Below are 18567 nucleotides of genomic sequence, written 5' to 3' on the forward strand. Positions count from 1 at the left end.
TTAACGATGGCGATTTATACCCGAACAGGTGATTCAGGAAGTACGTCTCTATTTACCGGACAGCGTGTCAGTAAAACTCATCGACGTGTCGAAGCCTATGGCACGCTGGATGAGCTAAACGCAACACTCAGTCTGTGTTATTGCGCCACCTCCATCGAAAGCCATCGCATCTTACTGGAAGCTATTCAGCAACAAATATTTTGGTTTAGCGCCGAGCTCGCCAGTGAAAGCGAACAGCCGTCAGCGCAGCAGCGTTACATCGGAACAGAAGAAATTGCCGCGCTGGAAAAAGCGATCGACAGCGCAATGAACGCTGTCCCTCCAGTTCACAGCTTCATACTGCCTGGTCGTTGTGAAGCCGCGAGCCGTATGCATGTCGCCCGCACGGTAGCCCGGCGGGCTGAAAGACGTCTGGTTGAACTGACAACGGAAGCCACCGTCCGCCATGTTTTGTTGCACTATATCAACCGACTTTCCGATTGCTTGTATGCCCTCGCCCGCGTGGAAGACAACGTTGTTCATCAAAACCTGATGATTCGGGAAATCACAAAACGTTATCACGAAGCCAATCACACTCCAGCATTGAAGGAACGCACGATGCCGCTCACTTTTCAGGATCTTCACCAGCTCATTCGTAGTGCGGCAATACGCGCGGATGAACTACATATTCCCGTAGTCATCAGCATTGTTGATGCCAACGGGACAGAAAGTGTTACCTGGCGGATGCCCGATGCACTGCTGGTCAGCAGTGAGCTGGCACCGAAAAAAGCCTGGACCGCCGTGGCGATGAAAACGGCAACACACAAACTTGCTGACGCCGTACAACCCGGAGCGCCACTTTACGGGCTCGAAAGCCATATGCAAGGCAAAGTCGTCACTTTTGGTGGTGGTTTTCCTCTCTGGCGAGACGGGATATTGCTTGGGGGACTTGGCATCAGCGGTGGTAGCGTTGAACAAGATATGGATATTGCACAAGCCGCAATGGCAGCAATTAATGCAGGAGCAAACCAATGAATACGACTGAATTAGAAATGATTATCCGCAATATCCTGCACGAAAAACTGATGCCCAGTGCCTTACAAATACAAAGAAATGGTATTTTCCAGACTGTCGATGAGGCCGTCTGCGCTGCACACCAGGCCTTTTTGCGCTTTCAACAGTGTCCGCTTAAAACCCGCAGCGCCATTATCAGCGCCATTCGCGAAGAATTAACGCCCCGCCTTACCGAACTGGCAGAAGAAAGCGCCAGCGAAACGGGGATGGGGAATAAAGAAGATAAGTATCTAAAAAACAAAGCGGCACTTGATAACACGCCAGGAATTGAAGATTTAACCACCACGGCACTAACCGGTGATGGTGGCATGGTTTTATTTGAATACTCTCCGTTTGGTGTTATTGGCTCGGTCACGCCGAGTACCAATCCTACGGAAACCGTCATTAATAACAGCATCAGCATGTTGGCAGCAGGCAATAGCATCTACTTCAGTCCTCATCCGGGAGCCAAAAACGTATCGCTGAAACTCATTGCCATAATCGAAGACATCGCGTTTCGCTGTAGTGGCATTCATAACCTGATCGTTACCGTATCTGAACCGACCTTTACAGCCACCGAACAGATGATGGCGCACCCTAAAATCAGCGTTCTGGCGATTACCGGCGGTCCGGGTATCGTCGCGATGGGAATGAAAAGTGGTAAGAAAGTGATTGGTGCCGGTGCGGGTAACCCGCCGTGTATCGTCGATGAAACGGCGGATATTGTGAAAGCCGCCGAAGACATCATCAACGGCGCTTCTTTCGATTACAACCTGCCATGTATCGCTGAAAAAAGCCTGATTGTCGTAGCGTCAGTGGCAGAGTATTTAATTCAACAGATGCAAAGTTTTGGCGCATTTCTTCTTAACCATCAGCAAACTGAAAAATTGCGCGCCGTTTGTCTGCCCGACGGCGTCGCCAACAAAAAACTGGTCGGAAAAAGCCCATGCCATCTTCTGGAAGCGGCTGGAATTCCTCTACCGCAGAAAACGCCACGATTACTGATTGCCGTTGTTGACGCCGATGATAACTGGGTTACCTGTGAACAACTGATGCCGATGCTACCCATTGTAAAAGTCAACGATTTTGACAGCGCCCTCACCCTGGCGCTGAAAGTCGAAGACGGTTTGCACCACACGGCAATTATGCACTCGCAGAACGTCTCACGACTCAACCTTGCTGCGCGCGTTATGCAAACCTCAATCTTTGTCAAAAACGGCCCCTCCTGGGCGGGTATTGGCGTCGGCGGCGAAGGCTTTACGACCTTCACCATTGCTACACCGACTGGCGAAGGGACAACGTCAGCACGGACTTTTGCCCGCTCACGACGCTGCGTGTTAACCAGTGGCTTTTCCATTCGCTAGAGAAACGGAAATGAATACTTTTTCATTGCAGACACGTTTATACAGCGGTTTGGGAAGTCTCAAAGTCCTTAGCCGTTTCACCAATAAGCACATCTGGATTATTTGCGACGCCTTCCTGGCTGGTTCGCCATTGATTGACACGTTGTGTCAGTCGTTGCCTGATAGCAACCGCATCAGTATTTTTAGCGAAATAACGCCCGATCCAACGATCCAGACTGTGGTAAAAGGCATTGCACAAATGCAGACTTTACGCCCGGATGTGGTTATCGGTTTTGGCGGAGGCTCTGCACTGGACGCCGCAAAAGCGATTGTCTGGTTTAGTCGCCAGTGTGCTATTGAGATTGAAACCTGCGTTGCTATTCCCACCACCAGCGGCACCGGTTCGGAAGTGACCAGCGCCTGTGTCATCAGCGATCCCGATAAAGGGATTAAATATCCTCTTTTCGATAATGCGCTTTATCCGGATATAGCGGTTCTCGATCCCTCGCTGGTCGTCAGTGTGCCAGCCGCGATAACTGCCAATACCGGAATGGATGTTTTAACCCATGCCCTTGAATCTTATGTTTCTCCCCATGCCAGTGACTTCACGGATGCACTGGCCGAAAAAGCCGTGCAAATTGTTTTTCACTACCTGCCCACAGCAGTGAATAAAGGCGATTGTCTTGCTACTCGCGGCAAAATGCATAATGCCTCTACGCTTGCAGGAATGGCCTTTAGTCAGGCTGGGCTTGGGTTAAATCATGCAATTGCCCATCAACTCGGCGGGCAGTTTCATCTGCCACACGGCCTGGCGAATGCGCTCCTGCTTACGACGGTTATTCGTTTTAATGCTGGCGATCCGCGTGCTGCCAAACGCTATGCCCGGCTGGCGAAAACGTGCCATTTATGCCCTGACGATGCCAATGACACCGCAAGCCTGAATGCACTCATTCAACATATTGAACAGCTAAAAAAAGCCTGTTCAATGCCGACTCTCGCCAATGCACTGAAAGATAAAAAAGCAGAATGGTCATCACGTATTCCAGATATGGTTCGGGCTGCGCTGGCGGATGCCACACTGCGTACCAATCCACGAGCGGCTGATGCCATCGCTATAGCAGAAATGCTTGAGGAGTTGGTATGAACGGCGAGTTAATGTCCTTTGACGAACAGACGATCCGCGAGCGAGTACAGGCAGCAGGCGTCGTGGGCGCTGGTGGCGCAGGCTTTCCAACACATATTAAGCTACAGGCGCGGGTTGACACTTTCCTGGTGAATGCGGCGGAATGCGAACCAATGTTGAAAGTGGATCAACAGTTAATGGCACAACAAGCCAGCCGCCTGCTTCGTGGTGTTCACTATGCGATGAAAGCCACCGGAGCCAGGAGCGGAATTATCGCGCTGAAAGAGAAGTATCAACCAGCAATAAACGCACTCACACCATTGCTTCCGCAGGATATCCGCCTGCATATTTTACCCGACGTTTACCCCGCAGGAGACGAAGTGCTAACCATCTGGATGGCAACAGGTCGCCGCGTTCCTCCCGCTGCGTTACCCGTTAGTGTCGGTGTGGTGGTCAATAATGTGCAAACCGTACTGAATATTGCCAGAGCCGTTGAACAACAGTATCCGGTGACGCGACGCACGCTTACTGTTAATGGTGCAGTGGCTAAACCAATCACAGTGACCGTTCCCATCGGGATGTCTTTACGCGAAGTACTGGCGCTGGCGGGCGGCGCAACAGTGGATAATCCTGGTTTTATCAATGGCGGTCCGATGATGGGTAGTTTGATCACATCGCTCGACACGCCAGTCAGCAAAACCACTGGCGGCTTGCTGGTTTTACCCAATTCTCATTCACTGATCCAACGTCGAATGCAGGATGACCGTAGCGTACTTGTCGTCGCGAAAACCGTTTGTGAGCAATGCCGCTTATGTACCGATCTCTGCCCGCGTCATTTAATTGGTCACGAACTGTCGCCACATTTGTTAGTACGTGCGGTTAACTATCAACAGCTCGCTACGCCACAACTGTTACTGACAGCTCTCACCTGTTCGGAGTGCAACGTCTGCGCCAGCGTCGCCTGTCCGGTAGGTATTTCGCCGATGCGCATAAACCGCCTGCTTAAGCAGGAATTACGCGCCAAAAATCTCCGCTACGAAGGTGCCTTAAATCCTGAGGATGTCATGGCAAATTATCGGCTGATCCCAGTAAAACGGCTGGTAACCAGACTGGGATTAACCCCGTGGTATCAGGATGCGCCATTGTCTGAACAGGTGCCTCAGCCCGAAAAAGTGACTCTATTGTTACGCCAGCATATCGGTGCCAGCGCAATTGCGTGTGTACAAAAAGGCGATCGTGTCGTTCGTGGACAATGTGTAGGCCAAATTCCACACGGCACATTAGGTGCTCCCATTCATGCCAGTATTAATGGCACGGTCAGCGATGTGACAGAAAACGCTATTACGATTGTGAGAGGTTAACCATGTCGAAAGCGGTAGGTATTTTAGAACTTAGCAGTATCGCAAAAGGGATGGAAACCGGCGATGCCATGCTGAAAAGCGCCAATGTTGAGTTACTGGTCAGCAAAACGCTATGTCCCGGGAAATTTCTGCTGATGCTCGGTGGCGATGTCGGTGCGGTGCAACAGGCCATCAGCAGCGGCGCATCCCTTGCAGGTGAAATGCTGGTCGACAGCCTGATCCTCCCTAATATTCATCCCAGCATTCTGCCCGCAATCAGCGGACTGAACCATGTTGAACAGCGTCAGGCTATCGGTGTGGTCGAAACCTGGAGTGTGGCAGCCTGCATTGACGCAGCCGATTGCGCAGTTAAAGCTGCGAATGTCACTCTCGTTCGAGTGCATATGGCCTTCGGTATTGGCGGTAAATGCTACATGGTGGTTGCTGGCGATATTTCAGATGTTAATAATGCGGTCTCTGTCGCCAGCGAGCGCGCGGGGGAAAAAGGATTGCTGGTCTATCGCTCGGTAATTGCCCGTCCGCATGAAGCCTTGTGGCGTCAGATGGTGGAGGGGTAATGACAACTCAGCACGCTACTGAACGGATGATTCAGGAATATGTCCCCGGTAAACAGGTTACGCTGGCGCATGTCATTGCTAACCCAGGGAAGGAGCTGTTTAAGAAATTAGGTTTACCAGATACCGTTTCCGCCATTGGCATTCTGACGATTACCCCCCAGCGAAGCGTCTATTATCGCGTGCGATATCGCCACAAAGTCGGGAGCTGTAGAAATTGGTTTTCTTGATCGTTTTACTGGTGCCGTAGTACTGACTGGCGATGTTTCAGCTATCGAATATGCACTTAATCAGGTTACCCGCACGCTGGGTGAAATGATGCACTTTACCGCCTGCCCCATTACACGGACCTGACGTTATGCAACGTATGATGCTCATCGGCCCCAGTCAGTGCGGAAAAACATCACTCACGCAATGTCTGCGCGGAGAAGATCTTCAGTATCAGAAAACGCAGGCCATTGTCTGGTCACCAGCCACCATTGACACACCAGGCGAATACCTCGAAAACCGTAGTCTTTACAGCGCACTGCTGGTCAGTGCCTGCGAAGCGGACATTATCGCGCTTGTGCTTAATGCGGACGCACCGTGGTCACCTTTTTCGCCAGGCTTTACCTCGTCAATGAATCGCCCGGTCATTGGAGTAGTAACCAAAGCAGATTTAGCCAGCATGGAACAAATATCTTTGGTGAAATGCTGGTTACGGGAAGCTGGAGCGCGCAACGTGTTAGTGACCTGTGCGGTTAATAACATCGGAGTTGCAGAGCTTTTTGCCTTGCTGCATACAGAAGAAGGCTGTCGCTAATTTTGATAGGTTATCAGATGGGAATGATGACTTGTGATACACAGAAAAGAGTCAATGAATAATGAGGGTTGCCGGGCAACCCTCATCGAATAAAGCAGAAATTACTTCGCTTCGCCGTTTTTCATTTCGCCCATAGCTTTCAGCTTTTTGGAGATATCGCGGCGTTCTTTGGAGAGCTCGGCGTTTTTGATGATGTAATCATCAACGCGATCTTCATAGTCACCTTTCATGCTGGCAATGATGCCCTGGATTGCTTCTACGCTCATCCCAGGCTTAATGTAATCGCTCAGGTTGTCCAGCAGCAGGACACGCTTCTGGTTGTCACGGATCTTTTTCTCAACGTCCTGGATTTCACGTTGCAGTTTGTTCTTACGGCGGAACAGACGAACAAATTCCAGTACGTCCTGGAATGAAGGCTTGGTAGTTTCCATTTTTATACCCCTGATAATGTGAGAGTCGGATTCGTTTAAGCAACCGCTATTCGTTAGGGCCAACATTACTCATAGCTGCCGCAGATGACAATGCTTTTATCCCTTTTCATTATCATACCCTTTATCCTTGCTGAATCGAAGCAGCTGCAAGATGATTCTGAAGTTCAGGAATTATTTGCGCAAGGCCCGGCAAATCAGATTCGATAGCAACTCAAGCTGATGTGCCGTTTCCATGTTCAGCCACACATAACCATAAATCGGCGTTTCTACGACCTTCAGGTCATGGTGGCTATCGAGCAACTGACGCAACTCTTCCACAGCATCGTTCAATTTTTCCGTATTGGCAAAAACCGGCTGCGGATTACCTTCATACAGCGCATGAACAAGGCTCAGCACTATTTGCTGCATCATGTGCTGTGTATCACGCAGTTTTTGCGCGTTCAATAACACGAAATGACTGGGACGCGTGGCCCAGTAGGCATTGATTTGCAGCTCCAGCATACAAACCAGATTACGATTAATAGTCTGGATACCTTCATATATCGATTTTGGAATGCGGGTTTCTTTGCTGGCTGGTGCAATCAGCCCTCGCATTTTCACGGCATCGGTCAGGAGTTTTTGCAGATGGCTTTCCAGTCGTGGGCGTTCAAGTAAGTTCGGTGAGAATGCAGATTGATAGACCCGATTATACTCGGTCAGACTTTTCGCCAGTTGAATGCGCCAGTGGATGAACGCACGTTGCGGCCAGATACCGGTAAACAACATTGCCAGTAAAGAGCCGAGGATCACATCGCCACTTCGCCATAATGCCGTATCAATTTCACCTGTTGGGGAACCAACAACAATTGCCAGCGTCACACCAATCAATAAACCTTGATACGGTTTCTTGCCGAGTGCCAGCCAGCCACAAAGAAACATGGCAGCCGCGCACCAGACTAACATCAGCGGTAAAGAGATTAACTCCAGTCGCAGAGCAATAAGACCTAAAATCGAGCCAAACACCGTACCGCCAATACGTTCAAACGCACGAGGGACAACGTTACCCCAGAACGAAATTGGCCCCATGATCACCACCATAGTGACCAACGGCCAGGTGCTTTCCGGGATAGTAAACAGGCGAATGATGAGAAAGGTGAGCAAGAACGCCAGCGCAACACGAGTACCATGAACAATGCGGTAATGACGGTAGACTCGAATTTCGAACGGGCTTAAGGACTTATCGGCACGCACGCGGGCACTCCGTGAAAGAGGGAAAAAACGATCATAATGCAATCTGACAAACCAGGTGCAATAACGCTATGTAACAAATCTGTCCGGCAAACCGGGAATAGCGGACGTTCCCGGTTTGGTTGTCAGAAAACTGAAGACGGATCTTACTCTTTTACATAACGAAAAACAGCGTGGCAATCAGGTTAACCTCTGACCCGACGTCATTTATCAGCGCCGTTTTGGCTGCACCGCGACATACATTTCGATATCCCAATAACCATCTTGCGCGCCATTGTTCAGATAAACCTCAAAACAGGGTTTTGGTAACATTTCGTAAGCACTGTCCTGCAAGAGGCTGTTAAAGAACTGATACCAGGGTTTCGCAAAATCATCCCCCTCTACGCGGGCTACCGCCACCGCATACTGACCACCCGAAATTTCTGTCAGGATGACGCCCTCACTGTTTTCGGGAAGTGTGAAACTATCTGCCACCGAAACTACGGTGTCACAACGTAACTTTTCGGCAGGTGTTTCATCTGGATTATCGTAATAGACCGCCACCCACTCCTTCGGAACAATATTTTTGTTATCAACCCACATCATCAACTGCTCAAAACCTTGCTTTACCGTTTGTTCCCACGGGCCAACGAGATGGAAACCTGCAACGGTACGTTTATCTTCCTGTTTAATCTCGTAGTTCATGACGCCTCCACTTACACTGGTTTTATATACAGCATGATTTGTAATATAAAAACCACAAGGAATGAGTGTTGATTATGCGAGCAGACTCGCACTCCTGCCAGTCTGCGGCGTAAGAAAGGTCAGGCTTTATGCTCGAAATAATCACTCAGCCGGGAAAACATACCGCCTTTTCCGACAGATTCCAGGGTGACCAGCGGCCAGTGCGCCACCGGTTTATCGCGGTCATAAAGTTCAATTTCCCCTACCCGCTTATGGGCGCTAATTGGCGCGGTCAGTTCTTTACCATCAAGGGTGTATTTTGCTTTGATATTAGGAATCTCCGCTTTTGGCAGCACCATCCAGAACTCTTGTTCCGTTCCCAGAGCGATGTTTTCTTTATCGCCATACCAGATTCGTTCTGTGCCAACCTTTTTCCCCCGGTGTAAAATTTGCACCGTAGTAAAGTTCTGTTGCCCCCAACGCAACAGTTTCCTGGCTTCTTCTTCGCGACCTTTTGCGCTGTCAGCCCCCATCACCACCGCAATGAGACGACGCTGACCATCCACCGCCGACGCAATGAGATTAAACCCGGCACCAGAAGTATGCCCGGTTTTCAGGCCGTCAACATTCATGGTCTTATCCCACAATAATCCGTTACGGTTTTGCTGGGTGATACCGTTCCAGGTGAGGCTTTTTTCGCTGTACATATGATAAAACTCAGGCTCGCCGTGGATGATAGCGCGAGAAAGGACGGCTAAATCATAGGCCGAACTGTGCTGACCGGGTGCATCCAGACCATGCACTGTTTCAAAATGCGTATCCTGAAGATGTAACTTCTCAGCATAATTGTTCATCATGTCGACAAACTGCCGTTGCCCACCGGCAATATAATCAGCCAGTGCAACACAAGCGTCATTGCCAGAGTCCACAATTAAACCACGGCTTAAATCACGTACCGATACGCGATCGCCCTCTTTCAAAAACATCAGTGAAGAACCGACGAATACCGGATTATCTTTCGCCCATGCATCGCGCCCCACCGTAACAATATCGTCTGGCGTAATACGATGGCTATCGATTGCACGATCAACGACATAGCCAGTCATCAGCTTAGTCAGGCTGGCAGGATTGCGTTGTTGATGCTCATTACCCGCCGTGAGGATCTGACCGGTTGTGTAATCCATCAAGACCCATGATCCCGCATGAATTTGTGGAGGCTGGGGTGAAAAGGGAATATTTTCCGCCGCAAAACCAGACGATAAATTAAAAACGAACAAAGAAGCAGCAATAATAAGACGGCGTTTCAACAGCAAATCCTCAGGAGTTTCAAATAGCAGTTCTTTTTACGGAAATCCTGATGAACTGGCTGGAATAAAGTGCAAGAAAATGTGACATTTATCTCATTTTTAATCTGACATTATCAGTTGCTACTCCCTGTCAAATTGTCGCTCTAAAGCTGATTAGCACGGTGATATTTGATACTCTGACATACAGCAGAAATAACGGATTTAACCTAATGATGAATGACGGTAAGCAACAATCTACCTTTTTGTTTCACGATTACGCGCAACACCCCTGAGAACCGCCATGAACAAGGGTTTCATGATTTGTGATTTTAGTTTGGTACGCAATTTGGTACACAACACAATTTTCACCTCAGTGGGTAGCCATCAAACTCACCATAACGAGCATCGTTGATGATGTATGTGATCACCACAAATATCACATCTGGACTAGTTCCGTCTTCATGCGCAGGTATCTGTTCATGACTACCTGTCTGCAAACCAGTAATAAGCTATTACAGTGTGATAGTGATGCATCAACTACGATAAATGCAGAGAAATGATGCAGTGGTGGGCAGATTGGATTGATGAAAAGGCGGAGTGATCCGCCTTAACCACTATCGGAAAGCGCAAAGCCTTGCAATCCAGTGCAAAGCTTGGTGTGTCTCCGTTTTGTTTCATCAGTTACACATAACTATATGATCATTAACTAAAAGTCAGTATACTTGGAGAAATTTTAATTGCGTAATAGAGCATGCATATGATTGAAATTAACAGTTTATTATTAATAACATCCGTGATATTGATGTCGTTATTAGCTGTGGGGTTATTTGATAAAATTTCCCCAATAAATCTTGTTGAGCACGGCAGGAATAATCAAATAGATGGAATGCGGGGGTTCTTAGCAATTTTCGTGCTTATTCATCACGCAGCAATTTGGAATGGATACTTGTCATCTGGAGTATGGGAAGCACCTTCATCAAATCTGTTAGCAAATTTAGGCCAAGTTGGTGTGTCATTCTTTTTTATGATTACTGGTTATCTGTTCTTTTCAAAGATTATCTCTGGAGATCAGGACTGGACAAGGCTTTATGTATCAAGATTACTACGATTAACCCCAATGTTCATAGTTAGCCTATGTCTCATTTTTATCATTGTAGGTTTTAAGTCTGGATGGAGAATGCAGGTATCCACAGAAGAGCTTTTTGTGTCAATAATGAAGTGGTTGCCATTCACTGCGCTAGGTATGCCGAACATTAATGACGTAAAAGATTCATTTACTATCAATGCCGCTGTAACATGGACACTTGTATATGAATGGTTCTTTTATTTTTCTCTTCCGGTAATTTCCGCGCTCATAAAAAGAAAAGTCAGTATTTACATGGTTATGATTAGCGCAATATCGCTATTTGTTTTCATTTTATTTTTCAGTAAAATACACATAGTATCATTTCTTTTTGGGCTCCTGGCATTTTTGCTAAATAAATCAAAGATAGTCAATGGAATTGCCAAAGCAAAAGTAACACCAATTATAATAACTGCGATAATGATTTTTGAAATGACGTATTTCAAAACAACTTACGCACCGCTACCACTGATTCTTTGTGGAATAACATTTATCATTATCGCATCAGGTTGTGATTTGTATGGAATATTAAGATTAAATATAACCAGAAAGCTAGGAGAAACTACCTACAGCGTTTACCTTCTGCATGGGATATTCCTTTATTGCCTAATGACGTGGATTATTCCTAATAATTACACTGAAAATGCATTTATCATACTGGTAAGCACAACTGCATTTCTTATTACGTTCACATCATGCCTAACTTTTAAATTAATAGAGACGCCATTCATCAAATTAACAAAACAAACCACAAGTTTAGTAAAAGAATTAATACCCACATTAACAAACAACAATCAATAAACAATAAACATAAGCCGCCCTACATATATGTCCCAATAGGGCGGCGAATGTATTTATAGTAGTCTGGTAATGCTAAATGCAAACGAACTGGAGATTCCTGCTCCGCTAAGCGTATTGCGCAGGGTCACCCTAAATGTATCTACGCCAATATAAGTAACATCACAACTAACTGAATCAGGCGCAGATATAGGTGTTATCTGAACCACATAACCATTAGTAGCTGCTGCGAGCGGATGAGAAAACGTTACATCATACACACCAGTAGCATGCGCGTTAACGGATGAAACACCCGGCGCAATGTCTACACTACCATTGGCGTTAATTCTTCCAGAGCGAGGGATGCTACCAGAGGAAACGGATGTTGCTTTACTCGTTTCTTCCATGAATGTGCAGCCAATGTCGATTACTTCACAATTAGCTCCAGTAACCCAATACGGTCTTGTGCTACTTGGAACGTAAGAGCCTACGCTCTGGAATGTCGTACCATTGAGAATTACAGTTACTTTCCCACCGCCAGAGCTTGTAATATTTAAGTTGTTTATGGTGTACGCCGTATTGCTGACACGATGGAAGTTTCCGCCGTTAATAATTATGGTGACAGGGCGCGTTCCCGTGTTATCAATGGCAAGGTCAGAACCACCAGCGTTAGCCTCAAAATATGGGTTATTAAGTACCAAAGCACATGACCCATTAAGACCGTTCACGGCAATCTGCATACCGCCAGTGCCAGTATTACCTTGCGTGCCGTTACCCTCACAGGTAAGGCTATTGATGGTAGTCCCTGCGCCCCATCTGTCACCAAGAATACCCCATTGTGTATTCTGGCTTGCGGTTAATCTGTTGACAGTAATTGCATTAAGTTCTGAAAAATCATCAGAATTAAGCACTCGCCACCCAATACGATTTGCCTGCAGGTACACATTATCCAATTCAGAAGTCAATACAGCGTCTGTTCGTAAACCTTCGCCGTTGGTATGTCCGTAAGATACTATATTCTCTAACTTGGCATATGCTTTCTTGGTTACGAGAAGACCGTAAGACGTTGCTGAGCCTTTAAGCGTAATATTTCCGAGATAATCATACGCATGTACTCGCTGTGTGCCACCAACTGTATCACCGAGCATCTTTAAGTTGAAATCCGAGGCATGGCAGTTAAATATCGTTTCTGCCATATTTTCTCCGGAATAATGAGCACGGACTCCTGTCGAACCAATAAATTTAGCGTCATAGTTGCCGTAATCGAGAACGAGTGGTGACGCGATATCGTACACCCCTTGCTTTATTTTTAATGTTCCACCGAAAGGCCACGATGTAAGCGGGTCTTGATATATTTCATTTTTTATTGCAAATAGCTCCTCTTGGAGATTTTTCCCGCTATTAGTGCCAATGTAAGTAGCCCCTTCATCAGATTGAAGTAACTGCAGAAGCTGTTCAGGGTCATACTTCAGCAAATTCGGAAAATAGAACTGTTGCGAACCATACGCATCATATACAGCCATTGAATGGCCTTGCTCAGTTACAAATTTGGCAATCTGCCCGTTGTACACAGGATATCCGGCAGCATTGATAACAATTGGCTGAGAAACAGGGACGTGAGATCCGTCTTCATTCTCTACATAAACCTGTATCTGGTTTTCAGTATTTACCGGGTCAGTGTCAATTTTACCGATATAAATTTTGCCATTGGCTACGGCTTTAAAAGAACGAGCCATAGTGAAGAGTTGCGAAGGCATGCTTACCACAATATTTGCGGTGATATCTGACATTTCATTGCTCCAGACGAATGATATGATGCAACCATGATGTGATTGCATACCGAAATGGTACTATTGAGTATTTATCCAGTAAGTTACGATGCCATTCCACCCAATTGGTGAGGCATCAAGGATGTACAGCAAATACGACGAGGCGCAGTTTCACTTGAGACTTCCGCATGAACTCCACGCGAAAATTAAGCAGCGTGCGAAGATGAATAACAGGTCTCTGAACTCAGAGATAATTGCAGCGATTGAAGAATCACTGGATAAACAAAACTCTGCATCAGTTTACATTGACGATGCAGAGCGTATGGCAGAACAACAATCCGATATGGTTAAGAAAATTGTCTTTGATACGCTCAAAGAGCTATATAAAAAAGACAGCAGCTAACCATCAGTTACGGAGGATTTATGCAAAGAGATATGCTGAATATTGCGTTCTACATATTTGGTTTTTGCACGTTCCTGGTGTTTGCGAAGCTATTCTGACAACGCATCAGACTTGGCACCCTGAGTCAGGGCGTTAATGGCCTTTTGCGCCTGCTGCATGGCTTTCTCAAACGCTGTTGATCCGCGTGGGGTGTTTGCCATTCGGAGCATTGCATTTCTGAATGGTTCGCTCTCATAGGCGCGAGTAAGAAGTCCGTAGCTTACTGCTGCGCCAGTTGTCGCCGGGTTCATTGCCGTCCCATACCCGATAATGAACGGGATGGTTTGCTGCCCTGTTGGTGTTGTTACTGCCGCTTTTGCTGCCTGCTGAGTGGACTGAAGGTAATTTTTCAATCCTTTCAGATAAGCAGCGTCCTGCCCCTTAAATGTGATGCCAGTCTGGTTTTGCAGGATGTTAAGCTGCCGAAGGAACTGGTCAGGGGATCCGCCAGATTTCTCCATCGCCTTTCCAATGATGCCATTGCGCATTTGCGCCCTGCCAACACGACCAACTGAGTTATACAGCGTCTTAATTTCCGATTTGTTCTTGCTGAATAGCATGTTGTTGACAACTTCCGGCGTCAGGTCGCCTTTCATGAGAACATTCTTCAGCCTGGTATTCTTTAGTTTCGCCGCTTCGTCAGCGTAGACGGCATTGGCCTGCTGATATTTACGGAGAGTATCGTTGCCAAGATTCTGACCAATGGCACCATTGATATCGTCGGTCATTGCCTTGTAAACGCGCTGAATGGCAGCATCGGAACGGTTTGGTAACACTGGCCGCTCCCCCTTCACGTCCATTCTGAACTGGCTGCGCAGATCGCTTAATTGCTTCAAATCCAGATTAACCGGACCATCAGGGCCAGCATTGCGAACAAGCTCATCACGATATGACTGAAGTTTTGAAATTGTCTCGTTATCAGCTACCTTACCAAGCTTCTGCAGATTAGATATTTCTGTATCAATCTGCTGAATTGCTCGCGCAGGCTGAATGTTTACTCCAGCCATAGCATTCTGAACCTGCTCCAGTCGATTACCAGCGGCACGACGAATTCCTGATGTTTTCGCTTTAAGGCTGTCAATAACAACAGATGGATCATACTCACCGAATTTATCAGCAAATCTCTGCACCAACTGGCTTCTCGCTTCCTGTTGCGTTGCTCTCATTCCGCTTGTGCCAGCCAGAGGGATATTTTCTGCTGTAGTCTGCGCCATTTTTCCGACGCGGGAAGTGGGTTGTAACAGGTCTGTGGTGTGCAGAGGAACGCCTTCACGCTCTGCAAATCTGATAGCTTGCTGTGCTTCTGGCGCGATAGCACCACGAACGCCACGATAAGCAGCACCTAATCCACGTCCGGCAGCGTTAATAGCACCGCCAGCCAGCACACCAACGCCTAAATCGGTGGCGAGTGCTTCCGCATCATCTTTCGCACTATTTGCAGCAAGTGATCCAACTGCGTTTTCAGCGAGAAGGCGAGTTGCCCCCTGAGCAATTCGACCAGCAAGTGTTGGTGCCTGTGCTGCCGCTCTCTCAACGCCAGCAGGAGTGAGGTAAGGCAATGCTTCAGCAAATACCCTTCCCTCTGTCGTTTGTGGAGTCAGCGCACCTTGCTGAAGGCCAAAGTCCTGCTCTAATCCCTGCGTTGTTACTCGTGGCGCTGGTTGATATGTCCCATCGCCAATGCCGAGTTTACCGCCAGCCCAAGCCGCCGCGCTCGTTACAGCATCGGCAACTGATGCAGGTATATTTGCCACGTTCACGCCAGCCTGCACCAGTCCGCGACCAGTCTCTTTTACTGCTTCGCCAAGATCAGACATAAATCCACTTTGCTGTGGTTGTTGCTGTGCTACTGGTTGTTGTGTCTCCACTGGCTGCACAGATGGCAATGGATAGGCAGCATAGAAAGCTTGCTTAGCCTGCTCTGCATTTTCTCCGGCTTGCGGGGCCACGACTTCATTGAAGTATTGCTCCTGAGCCTGCGCTTTTTGTTCTGGCGCTAACGCCTGATACTGTGGAGAGGCGATAACATCTTTCCATGCTTTAGCCATTAATCACCCCATAGTGAAGAAAAGTTACTGCTGGCTGCTGGCTGTGATACCTGTGCAGGTTGAGATTGCTTCCGCTGAGATTTACCAACATTAACGTTATATTGTTGGTTGTAATTGTTGGTGTATTCCTGAATCTCACGAATCGACTGCTGCATAGCCTCCGGGCTTGAATAGTCAACCTGCGGCATCCCCTGAAAATACATCTTCGCTTCTGCAACGGTGTTAATACCACTGGCACCCATGTCCCTTGCTGCCGCCACACCCTGATTCTGCATTCTGCCCTGAATACGTTGTGCTGAGTTATATAACTGGCGCTGCTCTTTTCCCGTTAATCGGCTGCGAACATCAGCACCAATTGCTGGATTACCTGCACCACCTGTCATTCCTGTCATGAAATCGAGAGCAGAAGCGTCTGCATTTGCGATCGCGTCGATATCCTTCTTCATGGCATAGTTTTGTGCTGATGCAGACGATGTTGCAGGCGCAGCGATTGAACTGGCAGGGACGCGAACCATATTCCCATCGTTGTCGATGCCTTCGTAGAACGCATTAGCCCCAGCGCCATGAAGCTTCCCGCCTACCGTTACAGTTCTGCCATCTGATAACTGAACTGTACGCTCATCATTCCCAGCGATTCCTCTTGTTGACGCTCGCTGCATTGCCAAATCCTGACCTCGTCGCGCAGTAGAAGCAGATAAGTCCTGACCGCGCATCGTGATGTTCTGGCCTCGTGCTGTTAGCGCCTCGCCAGCCTGATTGCTGCGGATTGTCTCTGCAAGTTTCCCGCGATCAATCTCACGACCAGCCATCTTGTCCTGAACATTGAAGTAATCAATTGGACCAAGAGCAGCCATTCCAAGGTGATCAACAAACTCACCAAATCCTGAAGGGTTCTGCTGATACATCTGAGCAACGTTATTAGGGTCAACACCGACGCGCGCCAGCTCATTGGCGTTGTTTTGCAGCCATGATTGCATCGCTTCTGGAGACGATGCCGCAAGGCGAGCGCCAGCCGCTAAGGTACCGATGGAATTGCGCTGGTCTTCATCAATGAATCCCATGCCTTTACGAACGGATTCAATCTGGTCTGGATATTCAGTAGCTAACTGACGCAAAGCGCCGCGATCACCAGACGCATAAGCATTAGCGTATGCCTGCTGAAATTCTTTCTGCCGCTGAGCCTGCTTTTCCTGCTGAAAAACACCCGCAATACCTGAAAGACCTTGCAAGGCCGTCAGTCCAACATTGTTAGCGCCTGAACGCTCAATATCATTGTTCTGCCTGATAAGCTGAAGCGTATTTCCGATGTCATTTACGCTAGGGGCGTTTGAGTTGACGCCACCGATACCAGTCAACAATCCGCCGTTTGTTCCTTGCCAAGTAGCCATGATTACCCCTTAAAACAACGAGCCAAGCAATCCGATACCAGCACCAATGCCAGCGCCCCAAGGCGTTGATGTTCCCAAAAGACTGGCAAGACCTGCACCGGCAATCGCACCAGACGTGCCACCGCTAATTGCAGTCTGAAGACTTGATGGTTTATTGGCATTAGCAGCGGCAAGAGCTGCGCTTTGCTGTGCAATGCCGCTCATGTTGTTGGCGTACGTCTGCCCGGCGTTTGCCTGACCTTGCAGCGCACCAAGCCCAACGTTTGCCAGATTGTTGTAATTGCTCATCTGATTTGATAACCAAGACTGACCGAGTGTCGGCGCGATCGTAGCCAGTTGATTGCTTGTAGCTGTCGAACCAAGTCCACCAGTCGCCTCCGCAGCAGCAAGACTCTGGTAACGCGCCTGACCTGCAAGGTCTTTATACTGCTGAGAGTTGTAATACTGATTAAGTGCCTGCCCCTGACCTTCTAAACTGGAAAGATTCTGAAGCTGGTTAACATACTGCTCCGCAAGCGGCGTGAACGGAGCAAGGTTTTTCATGATCGTCTGCCACTGCTGATTTTGCAGGTCTGCGGCATACTTCTGAGCTTCTGCTGCATACTTTGCGCTTTTATCAGAGCTGCCACCTTTCCCGCCTTTTTCAGGGCAATAAGGTTCCTCGCCGCGCAGTTTTCTGCCCAGCTTAAATGCATATAACATGGCTATCTCCCGTGATTCAGGAAGTCGATTAATTCTTCGCGTGTGGCGCTGTAAAACGTCACGTCATCCACGCCTTTGAAGTATTTCTTGATGGTTCCTACACGCTTAAGGCCAATCATTGCGCAGTACATCTGCCCGTGGCGGAATTTGCGTGCAGCGAACGATGTGATGCACTGAACGGTGGTGTTAGTCAGAATGTATCGCCAGAACTCCAGCCCGATTTCCTTGCTGAAGCCACGAATCTCTGGCAGATACATGGCGTGGCAATCGAATGTCAGCGGCTGAATCTCCTGATAGTAAACAATGCCGCCGAACTGCCCGTGCACGTTCACCTCAAAGTAACGGCAATCATGTTTATAGTCGTATCCATCACCGTTGTTGCTCCCGGCAATAATGTCAGGGTGATTTCCGACTGCTTCGATCAGGTCGATGTTTCGCGTTGGTTTGAACTGAATCATTACTGCTCCGCGATTATCTTGATGGTTGTGGCAGTAAA

At 48.0% G+C, this 18567-nt stretch carries 17 protein-coding genes and 2 pseudogenes; 9 read left to right on the plus strand and 10 right to left on the minus strand.

Features of this window, described 5'->3' with window-relative positions:
• Positions 1 to 6: 6 nt before the first annotated feature.
• The 7 genes and pseudogenes from pduO (at position 7) to EQY_RS0104235 (ending at position 6215) form a co-directional block, all read left to right on the plus strand.
• A complete protein-coding gene (pduO, locus tag EQY_RS0104205) occupies positions 7 to 1014 on the plus strand; it encodes a two-domain cob(I)yrinic acid a,c-diamide adenosyltransferase PduO (protein ID WP_001029520.1) in 1008 nt (335 codons plus the stop codon).
• Entirely contained in the window at positions 1011 to 2396 is a 1386-nt protein-coding gene (gene pduP, locus EQY_RS0104210) for a CoA-acylating propionaldehyde dehydrogenase PduP (protein ID WP_001098298.1), read from the plus strand. The genes pduO and pduP overlap by 4 nt, the downstream gene beginning before the upstream one ends.
• 10 nt (positions 2397 to 2406) lie before the next feature.
• The gene (locus tag EQY_RS0104215; RefSeq protein ID WP_001091430.1) at positions 2407 to 3519 is read left to right on the plus strand and encodes a 1-propanol dehydrogenase PduQ; all 1113 of its coding nucleotides are present in this window, start codon (positions 2407 to 2409) and stop codon (positions 3517 to 3519) included.
• The gene (locus tag EQY_RS0104220) at positions 3516 to 4859 is read left to right on the plus strand and encodes a 4Fe-4S dicluster domain-containing protein (protein WP_001012920.1); all 1344 of its coding nucleotides are present in this window, start codon (positions 3516 to 3518) and stop codon (positions 4857 to 4859) included. The genes EQY_RS0104215 and EQY_RS0104220 overlap by 4 nt, the downstream gene beginning before the upstream one ends.
• Positions 4860 to 4861: 2 nt before the next feature.
• Positions 4862 to 5416 carry a propanediol utilization microcompartment protein PduT gene (gene pduT / locus EQY_RS0104225; protein ID WP_000030732.1) on the plus strand — a complete coding sequence of 185 codons (555 nt, stop codon included), beginning with the start codon at positions 4862 to 4864 and terminating at the stop codon, positions 5414 to 5416.
• A pseudogene (gene pduU / locus EQY_RS0104230) lies at positions 5416 to 5767 on the plus strand (propanediol utilization microcompartment protein PduU). Before pduT ends, pduU begins: the two are co-directional and overlap by 1 nt.
• A 4-nt stretch (positions 5768 to 5771) precedes the next feature.
• Positions 5772 to 6215 (plus strand): EutP/PduV family microcompartment system protein, encoded by a 444-nt coding sequence (locus tag EQY_RS0104235; RefSeq protein ID WP_001189426.1) that lies wholly within the window; start codon positions 5772 to 5774, stop codon positions 6213 to 6215.
• Positions 6216 to 6316: 101 nt separating this feature from the next.
• On the opposite strand, the gene EQY_RS0104240 is transcribed toward EQY_RS0104235, so the two are convergent.
• The 5 genes and pseudogenes from EQY_RS0104240 to EQY_RS27415 all read right to left on the minus strand — a co-directional run.
• Positions 6317 to 6646: a DUF496 family protein gene (locus tag EQY_RS0104240; RefSeq protein ID WP_000450409.1), complete on the minus strand. Its 330-nt coding sequence runs from the start codon at positions 6644 to 6646 to the stop codon at positions 6317 to 6319.
• Between the two features lie 171 nt (positions 6647 to 6817).
• Entirely contained in the window at positions 6818 to 7876 is a 1059-nt protein-coding gene (locus EQY_RS0104245; protein WP_001200875.1) for an FUSC family protein, read from the minus strand.
• A 207-nt stretch (positions 7877 to 8083) separates the two neighbouring features.
• Positions 8084 to 8557 carry a DNA gyrase inhibitor SbmC gene (sbmC, locus tag EQY_RS0104250; protein ID WP_001105402.1) on the minus strand — a complete coding sequence of 158 codons (474 nt, stop codon included), beginning with the start codon at positions 8555 to 8557 and terminating at the stop codon, positions 8084 to 8086.
• A 119-nt stretch (positions 8558 to 8676) separates the two neighbouring features.
• On the minus strand, positions 8677 to 9843 hold the full coding sequence (gene dacD, locus EQY_RS0104255) for a serine-type D-Ala-D-Ala carboxypeptidase DacD (RefSeq protein WP_010347049.1): 1167 nt from the start codon (positions 9841 to 9843) through the stop codon (positions 8677 to 8679).
• 344 nt (positions 9844 to 10187) lie between these two features.
• Positions 10188 to 10319 (minus strand): annotated as a pseudogene (locus EQY_RS27415) (HumD family translesion DNA polymerase); the annotation flags it as partial.
• 254 nt (positions 10320 to 10573) lie between these two features.
• On the opposite strand from EQY_RS27415, the gene EQY_RS0104260 reads away from it, so the two are divergent.
• On the plus strand, positions 10574 to 11746 hold the full coding sequence (locus EQY_RS0104260) for an acyltransferase family protein (protein ID WP_024212394.1): 1173 nt from the start codon (positions 10574 to 10576) through the stop codon (positions 11744 to 11746).
• 53 nt (positions 11747 to 11799) lie between these two features.
• On the opposite strand, the gene EQY_RS0104270 is transcribed toward EQY_RS0104260, so the two are convergent.
• Positions 11800 to 13512, minus strand: a complete 1713-nt coding sequence (locus tag EQY_RS0104270; RefSeq protein WP_001280397.1) for a phage head-binding domain-containing protein — start codon at positions 13510 to 13512, stop codon at positions 11800 to 11802.
• A 121-nt stretch (positions 13513 to 13633) separates the two neighbouring features.
• Between EQY_RS0104270 and EQY_RS0104275 the strand changes: the two genes are divergently transcribed.
• The gene (locus EQY_RS0104275; protein WP_000287059.1) at positions 13634 to 13894 is read left to right on the plus strand and encodes an Arc family DNA-binding protein; all 261 of its coding nucleotides are present in this window, start codon (positions 13634 to 13636) and stop codon (positions 13892 to 13894) included.
• Positions 13895 to 13983: 89 nt separating this feature from the next.
• Here the strand turns inward: EQY_RS0104275 and EQY_RS0104280 are convergent, their stop codons facing one another.
• The 4 genes from EQY_RS0104280 to EQY_RS0104295 are packed head-to-tail and all read right to left on the minus strand — an operon-like array spanning position 13984 to position 18529.
• The gene (locus tag EQY_RS0104280; RefSeq protein ID WP_001029831.1) at positions 13984 to 15981 is read right to left on the minus strand and encodes a P22-gp16 family phage DNA ejection protein; all 1998 of its coding nucleotides are present in this window, start codon (positions 15979 to 15981) and stop codon (positions 13984 to 13986) included.
• Positions 15981 to 17369 (minus strand): phage DNA ejection protein, encoded by a 1389-nt coding sequence (locus EQY_RS0104285; protein WP_000246953.1) that lies wholly within the window; start codon positions 17367 to 17369, stop codon positions 15981 to 15983. The genes EQY_RS0104280 and EQY_RS0104285 overlap by 1 nt, the downstream gene beginning before the upstream one ends.
• Before the next feature lie 9 nt (positions 17370 to 17378).
• Entirely contained in the window at positions 17379 to 18071 is a 693-nt protein-coding gene (locus EQY_RS0104290) for a P22-gp17 family phage DNA ejection protein (protein WP_000964879.1), read from the minus strand.
• A 2-nt stretch (positions 18072 to 18073) separates the two neighbouring features.
• Entirely contained in the window at positions 18074 to 18529 is a 456-nt protein-coding gene (locus tag EQY_RS0104295; RefSeq protein ID WP_000614029.1) for a DUF2824 family protein, read from the minus strand.
• Positions 18530 to 18567: the final 38 nt, after the last annotated feature.

The sequence above is a fragment of the Escherichia sp. TW14182 genome (assembly GCF_000208525.1).
GTDB classification, from domain to species: Bacteria; Pseudomonadota; Gammaproteobacteria; order Enterobacterales; family Enterobacteriaceae; genus Escherichia; species Escherichia ruysiae.